The 17,382-nt window shown below is 65.1% G+C and carries 14 protein-coding genes; 10 read left to right on the top strand and 4 right to left on the bottom strand.

Annotated elements, in window-relative coordinates; genetic code table 11:
* Nucleotides 1–5: 5 nt before the first annotated feature.
* From RYH74_RS00975 to RYH74_RS00965, 3 genes are all read right to left on the bottom strand, one after another.
* Nucleotides 6–704, bottom strand: a complete 699-nt coding sequence (locus tag RYH74_RS00975) for an SPOR domain-containing protein (protein WP_025340965.1) — start codon at nt 702–704, stop codon at nt 6–8.
* 1 nt (nt 705) lies between these two features.
* Nucleotides 706–2,442: an arginine--tRNA ligase gene (gene argS / locus RYH74_RS00970; protein WP_013974613.1), complete on the bottom strand. Its 1,737-nt coding sequence runs from the start codon at nt 2,440–2,442 to the stop codon at nt 706–708.
* 218 nt (nt 2,443–2,660) lie between these two features.
* Nucleotides 2,661–4,880, bottom strand: coding sequence for a primosomal protein N' (locus RYH74_RS00965; protein ID WP_085587728.1), 2,220 nt, complete (start codon nt 4,878–4,880; stop codon nt 2,661–2,663).
* A 167-nt stretch (nt 4,881–5,047) separates the two neighbouring features.
* On the opposite strand from RYH74_RS00965, the gene rpmE reads away from it, so the two are divergent.
* The 3 genes from rpmE to RYH74_RS00950 all read left to right on the top strand — a co-directional run bounded on the left by rpmE (nt 5,048) and on the right by RYH74_RS00950 (nt 7,533).
* On the top strand, nt 5,048–5,263 hold the full coding sequence (gene rpmE, locus RYH74_RS00960; RefSeq protein ID WP_003257833.1) for a 50S ribosomal protein L31: 216 nt from the start codon (nt 5,048–5,050) through the stop codon (nt 5,261–5,263).
* A gap of 2 nt (nt 5,264–5,265) precedes the next feature.
* Entirely contained in the window at nt 5,266–6,087 is an 822-nt protein-coding gene (locus tag RYH74_RS00955; protein ID WP_317408842.1) for a thermonuclease family protein, read from the top strand.
* A 177-nt stretch (nt 6,088–6,264) separates the two neighbouring features.
* Nucleotides 6,265–7,533, top strand: a complete 1,269-nt coding sequence (locus RYH74_RS00950; RefSeq protein WP_024087853.1) for a malic enzyme-like NAD(P)-binding protein — start codon at nt 6,265–6,267, stop codon at nt 7,531–7,533.
* Between the two features lie 189 nt (nt 7,534–7,722).
* On the opposite strand, the gene RYH74_RS00945 is transcribed toward RYH74_RS00950, so the two are convergent.
* Complete coding sequence (locus RYH74_RS00945; protein WP_410902905.1) at nt 7,723–10,173, bottom strand: penicillin-binding protein 1A; 2,451 nt, start codon at nt 10,171–10,173, stop codon at nt 7,723–7,725.
* 207 nt (nt 10,174–10,380) lie between these two features.
* Here RYH74_RS00945 and pilM point away from each other — a divergent pair, with 207 nt between their 5' ends.
* The 7 genes from pilM (at nt 10,381) to RYH74_RS00910 (ending at nt 17,367) form a co-directional block, all read left to right on the top strand.
* On the top strand, nt 10,381–11,262 hold the full coding sequence (pilM, locus tag RYH74_RS00940; RefSeq protein ID WP_286100710.1) for a type IV pilus biogenesis protein PilM: 882 nt from the start codon (nt 10,381–10,383) through the stop codon (nt 11,260–11,262).
* Nucleotides 11,259–11,795, top strand: coding sequence for a PilN domain-containing protein (locus RYH74_RS00935; protein ID WP_025340959.1), 537 nt, complete (start codon nt 11,259–11,261; stop codon nt 11,793–11,795). The genes pilM and RYH74_RS00935 overlap by 4 nt, the downstream gene beginning before the upstream one ends.
* An 11-nt stretch (nt 11,796–11,806) precedes the next feature.
* A complete protein-coding gene (locus RYH74_RS00930; RefSeq protein ID WP_286101915.1) occupies nt 11,807–12,808 on the top strand; it encodes a pilus assembly protein PilP in 1,002 nt (333 codons plus the stop codon).
* Nucleotides 12,732–14,000 (top strand): type IV pilus secretin PilQ, encoded by a 1,269-nt coding sequence (locus tag RYH74_RS00925; RefSeq protein ID WP_286100709.1) that lies wholly within the window; start codon nt 12,732–12,734, stop codon nt 13,998–14,000. The genes RYH74_RS00930 and RYH74_RS00925 overlap by 77 nt, the downstream gene beginning before the upstream one ends.
* A 4-nt stretch (nt 14,001–14,004) precedes the next feature.
* Nucleotides 14,005–14,523 carry a shikimate kinase AroK gene (aroK, locus tag RYH74_RS00920; RefSeq protein ID WP_025340956.1) on the top strand — a complete coding sequence of 173 codons (519 nt, stop codon included), beginning with the start codon at nt 14,005–14,007 and terminating at the stop codon, nt 14,521–14,523.
* Between the two features lie 96 nt (nt 14,524–14,619).
* Nucleotides 14,620–15,717, top strand: a complete 1,098-nt coding sequence (aroB, locus tag RYH74_RS00915) for a 3-dehydroquinate synthase (RefSeq protein ID WP_075046644.1) — start codon at nt 14,620–14,622, stop codon at nt 15,715–15,717.
* Between the two features lie 15 nt (nt 15,718–15,732).
* On the top strand, nt 15,733–17,367 hold the full coding sequence (locus RYH74_RS00910; protein WP_317408839.1) for an SPOR domain-containing protein: 1,635 nt from the start codon (nt 15,733–15,735) through the stop codon (nt 17,365–17,367).
* The last annotated feature ends 15 nt before the right edge of the window (nt 17,368–17,382 follow it).

The following is a 17,382-nucleotide window of genomic DNA, read 5'->3' as shown; positions in this document are numbered from 1 at the left end:
GCAGGTTACTGACGGGTCTGCCGCTGTTGCAGCAGCAGGTTGCTGAAACCTGCCCCAGCCAGTTGCTTCTGTGCCCCGGTCAGCTGCTCGCGGTTGCTGAACGGCCCCACCAGCACGCGGTACCAGGTTTCGTCCTTGACCGTGCCCGACTCCACCTTCACCGACTGGCCCAGCAGGATGATCTGCGCGCGCACCTTGTCAGCATCGGCCTGCTTGCGGAACGAACCGGCCTGCAGGAAGAACTGGGTGGTTGCCGCCGGCTTGATCACCGGTGGTGCCGGTGGCGGGGTCTGGCCCATCAGCGCCGCCTGGGCTCGCGCCGTGTCGATCTTCGCCGCTTCGGCCGGCGTCACCGGGGTCACCGGCTGGGCCGGGACAGGTGGCGTCTTCTCTGGCACGGCCTCCGGCGGCACGATCACCTCCGACTCCGGCAGCAGCGTGTAGAAGTCGTACTTCGGCTTCACCGGCTGCTGCGGGGTGGCCTGCGCCGGTTTGCCGGCTTCGGCCACTTTCTCCGCCTTCTGCTGCTCGGGCTTGGTGCGCTTGATGTCTTCGCCACCGGGCTCGAGCTTCATCAGGAACACGATGAACGCGCCTACGGTCAGGCCGACCGCCAGCCATACCCAACCGGGAATCGGCTGCTTGGCCGGCGCCGTCTGGCGGCTGGCGCCGCGTTTGGGTGCGGGTTTTTTCTTGGCAGCCAACTTACATGCGCTCCAGGGTTTCCAGGCCGAGCAGTTCCAGACCTTGCTTGAGAGTGCGGCCGGTCAGCGCCGCCAGGCGCAGGCGGCTCTGCTGCTGCTGCGGGGTTTCGGCGGCAAGAATCGGGCAGTTCTCGTAGAAGCTGGAGAACAGGCCGGCCAGGTCGTACAGGTAGCTGCACAGCACGTGCGGCGTGCCCTTGTCGGCGACGTTGTTGAGGATTTCGCCAAACTGCGCCAGGCGCGCGGCCAGGTCCTGCTCGTGGGCAGCCTGCAGCACGATGTTGCCGTCGACTTCATCGAAGCCCTTGCCCAGTTTGCGGAATACGCCGGCCACGCGGGTGTAGGCATACAGCAGGTAAGGCGCGGTGTTGCCTTCGAAGTTGAGCATCAGCTCGAAGTTGAAGCTGTAGTCGCTGGTGCGGTGCTTGGACAGGTCGGCGTACTTAACTGCGCCAATGCCCACCACTTCGCCGATGTGGCGCAGTTCTTCGTCGGCCAGGCTCGGGTTCTTTTCCTTGACCAGCGCGTAGGCGCGCTCCTTGGCCTCGGTGAGCAGGTCGATCAGCTTCACGGTGCCACCGTCACGGGTCTTGAACGGGCGGCCATCGGCGCCGTTCATGGTACCGAAGCCCATGTGCTCCATCTGCATCGGGTGGCCGACGAAGCCTGCGCGGCGCGCAACTTCGAACACCTGGTTGAAGTGCAGGGCCTGGCGCTGGTCGACGAAGTACAGGGCGCGGTCCGCCTTGAGCACGTTGCTGCGGTAGCGCACGGCAGCCAGGTCGGTGGTGGCGTACAGGTAGCCGCCGTCGGCCTTCTGCACGATCACCGGCAGTGGTTCGCCTTCGCTGTTCTTGAACTCGTCGAGGAACACGCACTGGGCGCCCTGGTCTTCGACCAGCAGGCCCTTGGCCTTGAGGTCGGCGACCACGTTGGCCAGGTCGTCGTTGTAGGCGCTTTCACCCATCACGTCGGCCATGGTCAGCTTGACGTTGAGCAGCTCGTAGGTCTTCTGGCAGTGCGACAGCGAAATGTCCTTGAAGCGCGTCCACAGGGCCATGCAGTCCGGGTCGCCGGCCTGCAGCTTGACCACCAGGCCGCGGGCGCGGGTGGCGAATTCTTCGGATTCGTCGAAGCGCTTCTTGGCGGCGCGGTAGAAGTTTTCCAGGTCCGACAGCTCGTCGCTGGTGATCGGGTTTTCTTCCAGGTAGGCCAGCAGCATGCCGAACTGGGTACCCCAGTCGCCCACGTGGTTCTGGCGGATCACATCATCGCCGAGGAACTCCAGCACGCGCGCCACGCTGTCACCGATGATGGTCGAACGCAGGTGGCCGACGTGCATCTCCTTGGCCAGGTTGGGTGCCGACATGTCGATCACAACCTTTTGCGCAGGGCCGGCCTTGCGCGCGCCCAGGTGGGCGTCGGCCAGTGCGGCATCCAGGCGGTTGGCCAGGGCGTCGGTGTTCTGGAAGAAGTTGAGGAAGCCGGGGCCGGCGATCTCGACCTTGCTGATGTCGGCGCTGGCCGGCAGGGCATTGATCAGTTTCTCGGCCAGGTCGCGCGGCTTCATGCCGGCCGGCTTGGCCAGCATCATGGCGATATTGCTGGCGAAGTCGCCGTGGGTCTTGTCCCGGGCGTTTTCCACCTGGATCGCCGGCGACAGCCCTTCAGGCAGCACACCGTCGGTGACGAGTTGGGTGAGGGCTTGCTGGATCAGCTGGCGAATGGTGTCTTTCATGGGGATCTCTTTTCGACCGCAAGCGCGGTGGAGCGCTTGGATGCGCAGGTGGAAAAACTGGGCATTATCCGTGGCTGGGGGCGGGTTGCCAACCTTTGGGGTGCAACCATCAAGGGTTCCATGTTGTGTTCGAGGGCCTCATCGCCGGCAAGCCAGCTCCCACAGAAGAGCGCGCGCAACCTGTGGGAGCTGGCTTGCCGGCGATGAGGCCGGTCGATTCAGTACAGGTCGACTGGATCGACATCCAGCGACCACCGCACCTGGCGCCCGCTCGGCATCTGCTCCAACACTAGCAACCAGGCGCTGATCAGTCGATGCAAAGGCGCCCGCGTATTGGCCTGTATCAACAGTTGCGCGCGGAAGCGCCCGGCGCGGCGCTCCATCGGTGCTGGCACCGGCCCCAGCAACTCGATGCCGGGCAGGCGCTGTTCGGCCACCAGGCGCTCGGCGGCGGCGCAGGCCTCGTCGAGGAAACCTTCGGCCTGCCCGGGCTTGTGTGCTTCGGCGCGCAGCAGTGCCAGGTGCGAGTAAGGCGGCAGCCCGGCCGCGCGGCGTTCGTCCAGGGCCTGCTCGGCGAAGGCGAAGTAGCCCTGCTCGGTAAGCTGCACCAGCAGCGGATGGTCGGCCAGGTGGGTCTGGATGATGACCTTGCCGGGTTCCTCGGCCCGCCCGGCCCGCCCGGCAACCTGCACGATCAGCTGTGCCATGCGTTCGCTGGCGCGGAAATCGCCGGAGAACAGCCCGCCATCGGCATCGAGGATGGCCACCAGGGTCACCCGCGGGAAGTGATGGCCCTTGGCGAGCATCTGGGTGCCGACGAGGATGCTCGGCTGGCCGCGCTGGATGGTGCTGAACAGGTTGTGCATGGCGTCCTTGCGTGCCGTGCTGTCGCGGTCCACACGCAGGATCGGGTAATCCGGGAACAGCACTTTCAGGCGCTCCTCGGCGCGCTCGGTGCCGGCGCCGACCGGGCGCAGGTCAACGTGGTTGCACTGCGGGCACTGCTGCGGCAGGCGCTCGTCATAACCGCAATGGTGGCAGCGCAGCACGCCGGAGCGCTGGTGCACGGTCATGCGCGCATCGCAGCGCGGGCATTCGGACAGCCAGCCACAGTCGTGGCACAGCAAGGTCGGGGCGAAACCGCGGCGGTTGAGGAACACCAGTACTTGCTGGCCCGCCTCCAGGGTTTGGCGGATGGCCTGCTGCAGTGGGCCGCTGATGCCGCTGTCCAGCGGCAGGCTCTTCACATCCAGGCGCAGCATGCGTGGCGGACGGGCACCGCCGGCGCGCTGGTTCATGCGCAGCAGGCGGTAGCGACCGGTCAGGGCGTTGTGCAGGGTTTCCAGCGATGGCGTGGCAGAACCGAGCAGGATCGGGACGTTTTCCTGGTGGGCACGCACCAGCGCCAGGTCGCGGGCGTGGTAGCGCAGGCCTTCCTGCTGTTTATAGGAACCGTCGTGCTCCTCGTCGATGATGATCAGGCCGGGGTTCTTCATCGGTGTGAACAGCGCCGAGCGGGTGCCGATGATGATGTCGGCCTCGCCGTCCCGGGCTGCCAGCCAGGCATCCAGGCGTTCGCGGTCGTTCACCGCCGAATGCAGCAGGGCGATGCGGGCGTTGAAGCGTTGCTCGAAGCGGGCCAGGGTCTGCGGGCCGAGGTTGATCTCCGGGATCAGCACCAGGGCCTGCTTGCCGGCTTCCAGTGTTTCGCGGATCAGTTGCAGGTATACCTCGGTCTTGCCGCTGCCGGTGACACCGGCCAGCAGGAAGGCGCCGAAGCCGCCAAAGCCTTCGCGCACGGCGTCGAAGGCGTCGCGTTGCTCTTCGTTGAGCGGCAGTTCCGGCTGTGCCAGCCAGTGTTCGTGGCGCAGCGACGGCAGGTGGCGGCGGACCTCGATCTGCACCAGGTCCTTGGCCAGCAGCAGGTCGAGGCTGTCCTTGTTCAGGTTGAGCTTGGCCAGCAGGCTGTGGGCCACGCCGTGCGGGTGCTGGGCCAGGGTCTTGAGGGCATCGCGCTGGCGCGGTGCGCGGGCGATGCGCGGGTCTTCCAGGCGGGCGCCGGGGGCGACGTGCCAGAAGCGCTCCTGGCGCATCTCGGCGGGCTCGCCCTGGCGCAGCAGGGTCGGCAAGGCCCAGCTCAGGGTGTCACCCAGGCTGTGTTGGTAGTACTGGGCGGTCCACAGGCACAACTTGAACAGCGACGGGGGGATCGGCGACACCGGGTCGAGCAGGGCGCTGGCCGGCTTGAGCTTGTCGGCGGGCACTTCGCTCTGCTCGCACACCTCCACCAGCACGCCGATCATTTCGCGGCGGCCGAATGGCACGCGAATGCGCATGCCCGGGGTCAAGGCCTGGCGCGCCATGCTTGCCGGCGCCTTGTAGTCGAACAGGCGACGCAGCGGGGAGGGCAGGGCAAGGCGCAGGATGACGTCGGACACGCGGAAAGTCTCGGAGGGCGTTTCAAAGACTGGCGAGCCTAGCAGACGACGGTCGGTGCAAGCGACAACTTGCGTTGGCGTGATGCTCTGGTATTATTCGCCGCCTAATTACGTGCGGTATTCAACAATTGGTGTTGGGTGGCGGCACGCAGCTCGAGGAAGTGACCATGAAAGCAGATATTCATCCGAACTACGAAGTAGTTGCAGTCACCTGCAGCTGCGGCAACAAGTTTGAAACCCGTTCGACCCTGGGCAGCACCCTGGCGATCGACGTTTGCAACCTGTGCCACCCGTTCTACACCGGTAAGCAGAAAGTCCTGGACACCGGTGGTCGCGTACAGAAGTTCGCCGATCGCTTCGGTATGTTCGGTACCAAGAAGTAATCATGCGCATGGCGAACCCCTCGGGTTTCGCATTGCTGCAAAAAAAGGCGCCCCTTGTGGGCGCCTTTTTTATGGGCGTCATCTGGCATTTCCCGGCCCTGGCGTTCTGCCCGCTACCAGGCAGCCCTCAGCAGGTGGCGGTGCGCCAGGTGGTCGATGGCGATACCTTGCGTCTGGTCGATGGCCGCAGCGTGCGACTGATCGGCATCAATGCCCCGGAAATCGGTCGTAACGGGCGCACCAGCGAGCCCTATGCCGAGGCCGCCAGGCTACGTTTGCAGGCCTTGGTCAAGGCCAGCGACGGGCGTGTCGGGCTGGAGCCGGGCGTCGAGGCCAAGGACAAATACGGCCGCACGCTGGCGCATATCTACGGCCGCAATGGCGACAATATCGAAGCACAGTTGCTCAGCGAGGGCTTGGGCTATCGCGTCGCGGTTGCCCCCAATGTACGCCTCAGCGCTTGCCAGCAGCTTGCCGAGCAGGCTGCGCGCAAGGCTGGCTCCGGGCTGTGGCGTCGTTCGCCGGTGGTGGGTGCCGGGGATGTCCGGCAGTCGGGTTTCGCGGTCATTGCGGGCCGCATCGAAGGCGTGGAGCGCAACCGTGGCGGGGTCTGGCTGAACCTGGACGGTACGGTGGTGCTGCAGGTTCCCGCTCGTCTGCAGCGCAACTTCCCCGCCAGCTTCTTCGATAACCTCAAGGGACGCCAAGTCGAGGCGCGTGGCTGGGTGCTGGATCGTTCCCGCAAGGGCGGCCTCAAGCCCGGGCAGCGACGTTGGCTGTTGCCGTTGACCGATCCGAGCATGTTGGAGCGCATTTCAGGCTAAAAGATGTAGACATTTCGCTATTAGATTGTACACACTGTTAGCCGTATGCCCCGTGGGTTATAGCGTAAAGTCGTAGGCTAAAGGCCTTGACACAAGTGACCGACCAGTCTTGTGGCTCCCCGGCTCTTTGCGTATCCTCGGCGGTCCGTCAGAACAGTAAATAGCGGAATGCCCACCATGTCAGACCTGAAAACCGCCGCTCTCGAATATCACGCTCAACCTCGTCCGGGGAAACTGAGCGTCGAACTCTCCAAGCCCACCGCCACCGCCCGTGACCTCGCCCTGGCCTACAGCCCAGGTGTTGCTGAGCCCGTGCGTGAAATCGGCCGTGATCCAGAGCTGGCTTACAAATACACCGGCAAAGGCAACCTGGTTGCGGTGATTTCCGATGGCACCGCCATCCTCGGTCTGGGTGACCTCGGCCCACTGGCTTCCAAGCCGGTCATGGAAGGCAAGGGTGTTCTGTTCAAGCGTTTCGCCGGTATCGACGTGTTCGACATCGAAGTGGAATCGGAAAGCCCGCAGGCGTTCATCGACACCGTTCGCCGCATCTCGATCACCTTCGGTGGCATCAACCTCGAAGACATCAAGGCGCCTGAGTGCTTCGAAATCGAGCGCACCCTGATCGAACAGTGCGACATCCCGGTATTCCACGATGACCAGCACGGTACCGCCATCGTCACCGCGGCCGGCATGATCAACGCCCTGGAAATCGCCGGCAAGAAGCTGGAAGACGCCAAGATCGTCTGCCTGGGTGCCGGCGCTGCTGCCATCTCCTGCATGAAGCTGCTGGTGAGCATGGGCGCCAAGGTCGAGAACATCTACATGATCGACCGCAGCGGCGTGATCCACGCTGGCCGTGACGACCTGAACCAGTACAAGGCGCAGTTCGCCCACGCCACCGACAAGCGCACCCTGGCTGACGCCCTCGACGGTGCCGACGTGTTCGTAGGCCTGTCCGGCCCGAACCTGCTGAGCGCCGAAGGCCTGAAGTCGATGGCTGCCAACCCGATCGTGTTCGCCTGCTCGAACCCGGACCCGGAAATCTCGCCAGAGCTGGCGCATGCCACTCGCAGCGACGTGATCATGGCTACCGGTCGTTCCGACTACCCGAACCAGGTCAACAACGTACTGGGCTTCCCGTTCATCTTCCGTGGTGCCCTGGACGTTCGCGCCAAGCGCATCAACGAAGAAATGAAGATCGCCGCTGCCATCGCCCTGAAAGACCTGGCCAAGCTGCCAGTGCCGAAGGAAGTCTGCGATGCCTACGGCGTACAGGCGCTGGAATTTGGCCGTGAGTACATCATTCCGAAGCCGCTGGACGCTCGCCTGATCACCGTCGTTTCCGACGCTGTGGCCAAGGCCGCCATCGAATCCGGCGTGGCTACCCTGCCGTATCCGAAGCACTACCCGCTGACCAGCGTGGATGACGTGTTCAAAGGCTGATTGCTGCCTGGCGACACAAAAAAGCCCCGGCTCGTATGAGCCGGGGCTTTTTGTTTACCGGTGGGGTTGGCGCGGCCTTTGTGGGAGCGGGCGTGCCCGCGAAGAATCCAACGCGGAGGCTGGCACCGGCTACGCCGGTGTTCGCGGGCATGCCCGCTCCCACAGGGGCGGTGTTGCCTTCGAGGGCTCTTAGAACAGATCCATCGGCGCCGCTTCATCCGCCGGCAACGGGCTGCCCGGTGCTGCGCCAGTGCCCAGTTCGTCCACCGACGGCGGCGAGTCTTCGGCCTTGAACAGCTCGAAGTAGGCATTCGGTGTGCTCGGCGAAGCGGCACGGCCGCTGACCGGGTCGACGCGCAGGCTGAGGATGCCTTCCGGCTCTGCCGGCGCATGCGCAGGCTTGTCCTTGAGTGCCGCGCCCATGAAGCTCATCCAGATCGGCAGTGCCGCGGTGCCGCCGTACTCGCGGCGACCAAGGGTTTCGGGCTGGTCGAAACCGACCCACACGGTGGTCACGTAGTCGGCGTTGTAGCCGGAGAACCAGGCGTCCTTGGACTCGTTGGTGGTACCGGTCTTGCCTGCCAGGTCGGTGCGGCCCAGGGCCAGCGCCCGGCGGCCGGTACCGCGCTTGATCACGTCCTGCAGCATGCTGGTGAGGATGTAGGTGGTGCGCCCGTCGATGATCTGCTCGGCCACGGCCGGCGCCTGCGGTGCAGACGCCACCTGGCTGAAGGCTGCGGGTGCCTCGCCCGGCATGGCGGCGGTGCTGATCGGCTGTTCGGGCGCGGCCACACCTGCCTGGTCCTCGGCACCTTGCGGTACCCGGGCCGGGTTGGCGGTGAACAACGTCTCGCCGCTGCGGCTTTCGATGCGTTCGATCAGGTACGGGGTGATCTTGTAACCGCCGTTGGCGAAAGTACTCCAGCCTGTGGCGATTTCCATCGGGGTCAGGGTGGCGGTGCCCAGTGCCAGCGACAGGTTGCGCGGCAGGTCCTGCTTGTTGAAGCCGAACTTGGCGATGTAGTCGATGGTGCGGTCCACGCCCATGGCCTGCAGCAGGCGGATCGACACCAGGTTGCGCGACTTGTACAGCGCTTCGCGCATGCGGATCGGGCCAAGGAAGGTGTTGGTGTCGTTCTTCGGTCGCCAGACCTTGTCCAGGTACTCGTCGACGAACACGATCGGTGCGTCGTTGACCAGGCTGGATGCGGTGTAGCCACTGTCCAGGGCGGCGCTGTAGATGAACGGTTTGAAACTCGAGCCCGGCTGACGCTTGGCCTGCATGGCGCGGTTGTAGTTGCTCTGCTCGAACGAGAAGCCGCCGACCAGGGCGCGGATGGCGCCGTTGTAAGGGTCGAGGGTGACCAGCGCACTCTGCGCGCCAGGTACCTGGCTGAACTTGAACTTGCCATCCTCCAGGCGCTGCAGGCGCACCAGGTCGCCGACCTGGGCCACGTCTGCCGGCGACTGCGGCGCACGGCCCTGGGAGTTGCTGTTGATGAACGGGCGCGCCCATTTCATGGTGTCCCAGGCTACCAGCTCTTCCTGGCCGCTGCGGGTCAGCACCTTGAGGCCGGTTTTTTCGACCTGGGTGACGATGGCCGGCTCCAGGCCGCCAAGGCTGCGCTGCTTGCCCAGTTCCTGCAGCCAGGCCGCCTGGGTGCGCCCCGGGAAGCGTGCTTCGGGGCCGCGGTAGCCGTGGCGCTCGTCGTAGTCGGAGAGGCCGTTGAGGATGGCCTTGTTGGCCATTTCCTGCATGTCGCTGGGCACCGTGGTGGTGACGCGGAAGCCTTCGGTGTAGGCGTCGCTGCCGTAGCGGCCGACCATTTCAGCGCGGGCCATTTCGGCGATGTAAGGCGCATTCACTTCAGGCGTGGGCACGTGGTAGCTGGCGTTGAGCGGCTCGGCCAGGGCTGCCTGGTAGCTGGCTTCGTCGATCTTGCCCAGCTTGTACATGCGGCCGAGGATCCAGTCGCGGCGCTCCTTGGCGCGCACCGGGTTGGCCAGCGGGTTGAAGCGCGAGGGTGCCTTGGGCAGGCCGGCGATCATCGCCATCTGGGCCAGGCTCACGTCGCGGATCGACTTGCCGTAGTACACCTGCGCGGCGGCATCGATACCGTAGGCGCGGTTGCCCAGGTAGATCTTGTTCACGTACAGCTCGAGGATCTCGTCCTTGGTCAGCTCACGCTCGATCTGCAGGGCCAGCAGAATCTCGTTGGTCTTGCGCGAGAAGCTGCGCTCGCTGGTGAGGAAGAAGTTCTTCGCCACCTGCATGGTGATGGTACTGCCGCCGGTCTGGATATGGCCGGTTTTCACCAGCTGGGTCGCGGCACGCATCAGGCTGCTGGGGTCGACACCATAGTGGTTGAGGAAATTGTCGTCCTCGGCCGACAGAAGCGCCTGGATGAATTGTGGGGGAATTTCCGCGAAGCGGATCGGCGAGCGGCGCATTTCGCCGAACTCGGCAATCAGCTTGCCGTCGCTGCTGTACACCCTGAGGGGGATCTGCAACTGGATGCTTCTGAGCGACTCGACCGAGGGCAGGCTGGGGCTAAGATACAGAAACGCACCGCTCACACCGAGTACGAGCGCGCAAATGACTGCGACGGAAGACCACCAGAAGAACTTCAGCAGACGTATCAAGGCTTTTCGGTGTCCAGGTTGGGAGTGGATTGCACGCAGGTCCGGCGGACCAAAAAACGCTGGGCATTATAAGCATTTTTTCGCCTCTCCGGGTTACCGGCCAGGCTGCCCGTCGCCTCGATGGGCCGGCGCGGCCTAGTGTTGACGCGGGGTTGGGGCAGGTAGCCGCGACAGATGGCGGCGACAGACAACAAGGATGCCACGATGCTAGGACGCTTCGGCAAGGATGCCGGTTCACTCGTAGGGGTGGAAATTGCCCCCGACTCCGTTCGGATTGTGCAACTGCAGCGGCGTAACCGGCGCTGCCGGGTGCTTGCCTCGGTACAAGAGCCGTTCGAATCAACGGCTGGCAGTGACTGGGCGGCAGAGCCTGGCGCCGTGGCGGCTGCCTTGAGGCGCGCCTACCGACGCAGCGGCCTCAGGCAGCGCCGGGTCGCGCTGGCACTGCCGGGCAACCAGGTGATCTGCAAGCTGTGCCACCTGCCAGTGGAACAGGGCGGGGCAGAAATGGAGGCGCAGCTGCTGGCTGACGCCGAACGGTTGTTTCCATTTCCGCTGGAAGACCTGGCCCTGGATTTTCAGGTACTGGGAGGCTCTAGCGTCCAGCCAGGCTGCGCCGAGGTGATGGTGGCTGCGTGTCGGCAGAGTGCACTGGCGCCACTTGAGGGCATCGTCGAGGAGGCCGGGTTGCAACTGGAGGCCGTGGAGGTCGACAGCATTGCCTTGGGGCGCATGCTGCCGCTGGCCAGGCACCAAAGCTCGGCGCTGCTGCGTATCGAGGCGCAAAGCACCACCCTTCATGGCTGGCAGTCGAGTCGGCCTCAGCAACGGCGTGAGCTGAACCTGGGGCTGTCGACGATAGCGGGGGCGCTGCCGGAGCGCCTGCTGGCCCTGCTTGCCGGTGAGCCTTTGCCCGATTGTCTGTTGATCGCCAGCCGTTCGCCGATCGAGCCGGGCCAGTTGCAGAGCCTCGGCTCCCGGTTGAACCTGCCGTGTCGCCTGGTACCCGAGCTGGCGCGCGTGGAACACGTCGATGGCGCGATGATCCTGGCGTGCGCCCTGGCTCTCGGAGGGTTGCGCCGATGATGCGGCTGAACCTTCTGCCCTGGCGCGAACGGCAACGCCAGGCTGCGTTGCGGTCTTTCCGCAGGCGACTGGTCGCCGGCGCGCTGCTGGCCCTGTGTGGCGTGACGCTGGTCGACCAGCTGGCCCGCCAGCGCGGGCAGCAGCAGGCGCTGGCCAATATCCGGCACCAGGCGGCCCTTGAGGTGTTGGGCGAGCAATTGCAGCCGCTAGCCGATGTGCGTGCGCAGCATGAGGCGCTACTGGCACGTGCGGCGGCGCTGGAAGGCCTGCGTGCCAACCAGGATGTGCTGGCCGGGGTGTTCGCTGACCTCGAGCGGGCGTTGCCAGTGGGTGTGCAACTGCTCGACCTCAGCCTGGAAGACGGCAGCCTGCAGATGACCGGGCTGGCCACGTCCGGTGCCGTGGTCGCGCAGTTCATGCGGGACCTGAGCCGCTCGAGTGCGCTGGTTGGTCTGGAGCTCAAGCGCATCAGGAGCCTGCCGGGCGGCGATGAATTCCTGCTGGGCGCGCGCGTTTCGGCGTTCTGGTCGTGAATGCTGCACAGGTGCTCGGCTGGCTGGCCATGGCAGAACGCTCCAGCCGCTTCAGGCAGCTGGCGCCAGTGCTGATGGCCTTGGCGTTGTTCGGCCTGGGCTGCGCCATACGTCTCCCGGCAGCGCTGCAGCAGCAGGCGCAGGAGGAGGCCCGGCACGCCGAATTGCACGAACAGCATTCAGCCGGCGCGGTGCAGCTGGCCGAGCTGGAGCAACTCCACGCGTCTGTGGCCATTGCCGAGCGACGCTTGCGGGAGGCGTATTGGCACCTGGCGGCCGGGGAGGGCATGAGCGACCTGCTCGAGCGCCTGGCGGCGTCGGGGCATGAGCACGGCTTGCTCATCGAGCGCTTCGATGTACATGAAGATGAACAACAGGCTGGCTTGCGCAAGGTACCGCTGGAGCTACAGGTGGTGGGGCGATACGCGGCCTTGCGCCAGTGGCTGGGCGACTGGTTGGGCCAGGCGCGTGTGCTGCGCAGCGGTGACCTGCAGCTGGCTGCAGCCGATGGCAAGCCTGGCCTGCTGCGCCTGCAGTTGCGGGTTGATGCCTATCAGGCGCTGGCGCCAGTGCCGGAGCCTGCGATGCTTGCGCTCATGCCGGCCAGGGGCGTGATGGCAGCGCCCCCGGTCGACCCGTTTGCGCCTGGGGCGACGCGATTGACGGGTAGCGGGTTGGCCGACGTGCCTTTGGCGCAACTGGAGATGGTCGGCAGCCTGTCGCGTGGGGCGGAACACGAAGCACTGCTGATGGCGGCCGGCAGGCTCTATCGCGTGCGCCCTGGGGACCGGGTCGGGCGGGACCAGGGGGTGGTGGCGAGCGTTGATCAAACCCAGGTCGAAGTACGCGAACGGCTGTTCATGGCAGGGGTGTGGCATGAACGCACGGCGTTCATCACACTCGCAAAGCACCTGGGCAAGGAGGCCTCGGACGACGATGAAAACGTTGATGAAATGGATGCTGGCAGCCCTGCTGCCGGTCCCGCTGGCGTCGGCGACGCCTTATCAGGGTGAACCACTGTCGCTGAACTTCCAGGATGTGGAAGTGCGCTCGGTGCTGCAGGTGCTGGCTGACTATGCTGGCGTCAACCTGGTCGCCAGCGATGCCGTGCAGGGTAGCGTCACCTTGCGCTTGCAGGATGTGCCATGGGATCAGGCGCTGGACCTGGTGCTACGCAGCAAGGGCCTGGCCCGGCGCCAGGAGGGCAATGTGCTGCTGGTGGCGCCTGCGGCCGAGTTTGCCGCGCAGTCTGTCGATGCCCGTGTGGGCCAGGCACTGGATGCGCAGTTGCAGCCGTTGCGCCGGGAGCTGTTGCCCATCCATCACGCAAAGGCCGCCGAACTTGCGGAGCTGCTGCTGGCGAGCCTGGCGGATGACGGCATCCTCACCGGTCGGGGCAGCCTGAGTGTCGATGAGCGCACCAACACGCTGGTGGTACACCTGCCGGCCGACCGCCTTGCCGAGCTGAGGCAACTGGTGGCGCAGCTGGACGTACCGGTGCGCCAGGTGGCGATCGAGGCGCGTATCGTCGAGGCCAACGTCGATTACGAAAAAAGCCTGGGGGTGCGCTGGGGTGGGCCGCTTTACGTTGAGGACCCGCTGCCGGGCAAGGACCTGTTCGTCGACCTCGGGGTGGAGCGGGTGGGTGGCAGCATCGGCCTGGGCCTGCTGCGTGGCGACGTGCTGCTCGACCTGGAGCTCAGTGCCATGGAAAAGAGCGGCAACGGCGAAATCATCTCGCAGCCCAAGGTGGTCACGGCCGACAAGGAAACCGCCAGGATCCTCAAGGGTACCGAGGTGCCGTACCAGGAAACCAGCAAGAGCGGCGCTACCTCGGTAGCGTTCCGCGAAGCCTCGCTGTCGCTGGAGGTAACCCCGCAGATCACCCCGGACAACAAGGTGATCATGACCGTCAGGGTGACCAAGGACGAGCCGGATTACGTCAATGCCTTGAACAACGTACCGCCGATCCGCAAGAACGAGGTCAATGCCAAGGTTCGCGTGGTGGACGGTGAAACGATCGTGATTGGTGGCGTGTACTCGACTTCGCAAAACAATGTGGTCGACAAGGTGCCATTTTTAGGCGATCTGCCGTATGTTGGGCGGCTGTTTCGACGCGATGCATTACAAGAGAAAAAATCCGAGCTGCTGGTCTTCCTGACTCCGCGTATCATGAGTGACCAGGCGATTGCTGTGAGTCGTTGATTCTGTGCGAAATTTGATACTTGTGGGGCCCATGGGCGCTGGTAAAAGCACCATCGGACGCCTATTGGCCAAAGAGCTGCGCCTGCTGTTCAAGGATTCCGACAAGGAAATCGAACTGCGATGCGGCGCCAACATCCCGTGGATTTTCGACAAGGAAGGCGAGCCGGGTTTCCGTGACCGCGAGCAGGCGATGATCGCCGAGCTGTGCGCACTCGACGGCGTGGTCCTGGCGACCGGCGGTGGCGCGGTAATGCGCGAAGCCAACCGTCAGGCCCTGCACCAGGGTGGCCGGGTGATCTACCTGCATGCTTCGGTGGAACAGCAGGTTGGCCGCACCGCGCGTGATCGCAATCGCCCCCTGCTGCGCACCGCCAATCCCGAGGCGACCTTGCGCGCCCTGCTGGAAACCCGCGACCCGCTCTACCGCGAGATCGCCGACCTGGTAGTGGAAACCGACGAGCGGCCGCCACGCATGGTGGTGATCGATATTCTCGAGCGCTTGCAGCAGTTGCCGCCCCGTTAGCCCGGGACTATTCTCGGCCACCAGCGCCGAGGCGAGGTTCAACGTTACCGCGCGGGTGCCTGAACGGCGCCGCGCCCAAGTACATTGTGGGGATACATGCAGACACTAAAGGTCGACCTGGGCGAGCGTAGCTACCCGATCTACATTGGCGAAGGCCTGCTGGACCAGCCCGAGCTGCTGGCGCCGCACATCGCCGGGCGGCAGGTTGCCATCGTTTCCAACGAGACCGTCGCGCCCCTGTATCTCGATCGCCTGAGCAAGACCCTGGGTGCCTATTCGGTGCTGCCGGTGGTATTGCCCGATGGCGAAGCCCACAAGAACTGGGAAACCCTGCAACTGATCTTCGATGGCCTGCTGACTGCACGGCACGACCGCCGCACCACCGTGGTCGCCCTGGGTGGCGGCGTGATCGGTGACATGGCCGGCTTCGCCGCCGCCTGCTACCAGCGCGGCGTCGACTTCATCCAGGTGCCGACCACCCTGCTGTCCCAGGTCGACTCTTCGGTCGGCGGCAAGACCGGCATCAACCACCCGCTGGGCAAGAACATGGTCGGTGCCTTCTATCAGCCCAATGCGGTGCTGATCGACACCACCAGCCTCAAGACCCTGCCGGCGCGCGAGCTGTCCGCAGGCCTGGCCGAAGTGATCAAGTACGGCCTGATCTGCGACAAGCCGTTCCTCGCCTGGCTCGAGGACAATATGCAGGCGCTGCGTGCCCTCGACCCGGTGGCGCTGACCGAAGCCATCCGCCGCTCCTGTGCGGCCAAGGCCGCGGTGGTGGGTGCCGACGAGCGCGAGTCTGGCGTACGCGCCACGCTGAACCTGGGGCATACCTTCGGGCATGCCATCGAGACCCACATGGGTTACGGCGTGTGGCTGCACGGCGAAGCCGTGGCGGCGGGCACGGTGATGGCCCTGGAGATGTCCATGCGCCTTGGCTGGATCGACCAGGCCGAGCGCGATCGCGGAATCCGCCTGTTGCAGGACGCAGGTTTGCCGGTGGTGCCACCACAGGAAATGACCCCGGCGCATTTCATGGAGCACATGGCGGTCGACAAGAAGGTGCTCGACGGCCGTCTGCGTCTGGTGCTGCTGCGCCAGATGGGCGAGGCCGTGGTGACCGACGACTATCCGAAAGAGATTCTACAGGCCACGTTGTCGGCGGATTACCGCGCGATCGTGGCCCAGCTTTGAGGTTGTGACAGCGCAATGACCAGTTTGCATGCCGATGAGGCCTTTCTCGACCATTACCAGTTGAGCCACGATCCGTTCGCGCCCCGCGTGCCCGGCTTCAAGTTCTTCCCGGCCCAGCGCAAGCCCGTGCTCGGCCAACTGCACCACCTGGCGCGCTACAGCCAGCTGATGCTGGTTGTCACCGGCCCGCTGGGCAGCGGCAAGACCCTGCTGCGCCAGGCCCTGGTGGCCAGTACCAACAAGCAGGCGGTGCAGAGCGTGGTGGTGTCCGCCCGTGGTGCCAGCGATGCCGCCAGCGTACTCGGCCAGGTCGCGCAGAGCCTGGATGTGGCCGAGGCCGAAATGCAGGCGATCCTGGCCAAGGTGGTGCAACTGGCACTGACCGGCCAGGAAGTGTACTTGCTGGTGGACGATGCGGAACAACTCGACGAGTCGGCACTCCAAGCGTTGCTGGAATTGGCGGCGGGTGTGCCGGAAGGGCGCCCGCATGTGTTCCTGTTCGGTGAGCCGTCGCTGATTGCCGGGCTGGACGAGATCAATATCGAGGAAGAACGCTTCCACATCATCGAACTCGCCCCCTACAGTGAAGAAGAAACCCGCGAGTACCTGGAGCAGCGCCTGGAAGGTGCTGGCCGGGGCATCGAGGTGTTCAGCCGTGAACAGATCGTCGATATCCATGAAAACTCCGACGGCTGGCCTGGCAACATCAACCAGGTCGCCCGTGACACTTTGATCGAAGCCATGATCGCCAGCCGCTCGACGGCCAAGCGACCATCCATGGGGTTCAAGATGCCTAAAAAACATGTGCTCGCGCTGTCCGCTGTGGTTGTGGTCGCCGTTGCGGCCGCGGTGTTGATGCCGAAGAAAGGTGACAAGGCGCCTGCCGAAGCGCCTGCCGCCCAGGCCCAGTTGCCGCTTGGCGAGGGCCAGGCCAATGGTGGCAACCCGGCCATCGAGTTCTCGGGTTCGTCCCAGCCGATGCCGCTGCCGCTGGTTGGCCAGTCGCAGCCGGTGATGCGCGAGCCGCTGGCCCAGGCCGCGGGCATGGGTGAGGGTGAAGAGGGTAGCCCGGCCGGTGATACCGCCCTGCAGCCAGGCAACCCGCCGCCAACCGTGACCACCATCGCACCGCCGCAAGGTGTGCCAGCGGGCCCGGCACCGGTACCTGCCCAGCCAGTAGCCGCGGCGCCAGCCCAGCCGGTACAGCCGCAACCGCAGCCGGTTGCGCCTGCGCCAAAACCTGTCGCAACCCAGCCTGCCAAGCCGGTTGCGCCAGCCAAGCCTGCACCAGCACCGACCCAGGTCGCCGTGGCCAAGCCGGCCGCCAAGCCTGTCGAGAAGCCGGCAGCCGGTGGCAGCGGCAACAGCGGCTGGTACGCCGGGCAGAAACCGGGCAATTACGTGGTGCAGATCCTGGGTACCAGCTCCGAGGCTTCGGCCCAGGCGTTCGTCAAGGCCCAGGGTGGCGACTATCGCTACTTCAAGAAAAACCTGCAGGGCAAGCCGCTGTACGTAGTCACTTATGGCAACTTCGCCAACCGCGACGCAGCGGTTGCGGCAATCAAGAACTTGCCAGCGAAGGTCCAGGCTGGTAAACCTTGGCCACGTACCGTCGCCAGCGTCCAACAAGAGCTGGCCTCGGCCCGCTGATACCTTCCGGGCGGC

Source organism: Pseudomonas sp. LSJ-87 (genome assembly GCF_032971465.1).
GTDB lineage: Bacteria > Pseudomonadota > Gammaproteobacteria > Pseudomonadales > Pseudomonadaceae > Aquipseudomonas > Aquipseudomonas putida_Z.
The sequence above is the reverse complement of the archived record's forward strand: the minus strand, read 5'-3'. Positions and strand labels throughout refer to the sequence as shown.

Coding starts and splice junctions, on each gene's coding strand:
- RYH74_RS00935 (WP_025340959.1), top strand. CDS start 11,259: ATGATGCGGCTGAACCTTCTGCCCTGGCGCGAACGGCAACGCCAGGCT.
- aroB (WP_075046644.1), top strand. CDS start 14,620: ATGCAGACACTAAAGGTCGACCTGGGCGAGCGTAGCTACCCGATCTAC.
- rpmE (WP_003257833.1), top strand. CDS start 5,048: ATGAAAGCAGATATTCATCCGAACTACGAAGTAGTTGCAGTCACCTGC.
- RYH74_RS00955 (WP_317408842.1), top strand. CDS start 5,266: ATGCGCATGGCGAACCCCTCGGGTTTCGCATTGCTGCAAAAAAAGGCG.
- argS (WP_013974613.1), bottom strand. CDS start 2,442: ATGAAAGACACCATTCGCCAGCTGATCCAGCAAGCCCTCACCCAACTC.
- RYH74_RS00910 (WP_317408839.1), top strand. CDS start 15,733: ATGACCAGTTTGCATGCCGATGAGGCCTTTCTCGACCATTACCAGTTG.
- RYH74_RS00950 (WP_024087853.1), top strand. CDS start 6,265: ATGTCAGACCTGAAAACCGCCGCTCTCGAATATCACGCTCAACCTCGT.
- pilM (WP_286100710.1), top strand. CDS start 10,381: ATGCTAGGACGCTTCGGCAAGGATGCCGGTTCACTCGTAGGGGTGGAA.
- RYH74_RS00925 (WP_286100709.1), top strand. CDS start 12,732: ATGAAAACGTTGATGAAATGGATGCTGGCAGCCCTGCTGCCGGTCCCG.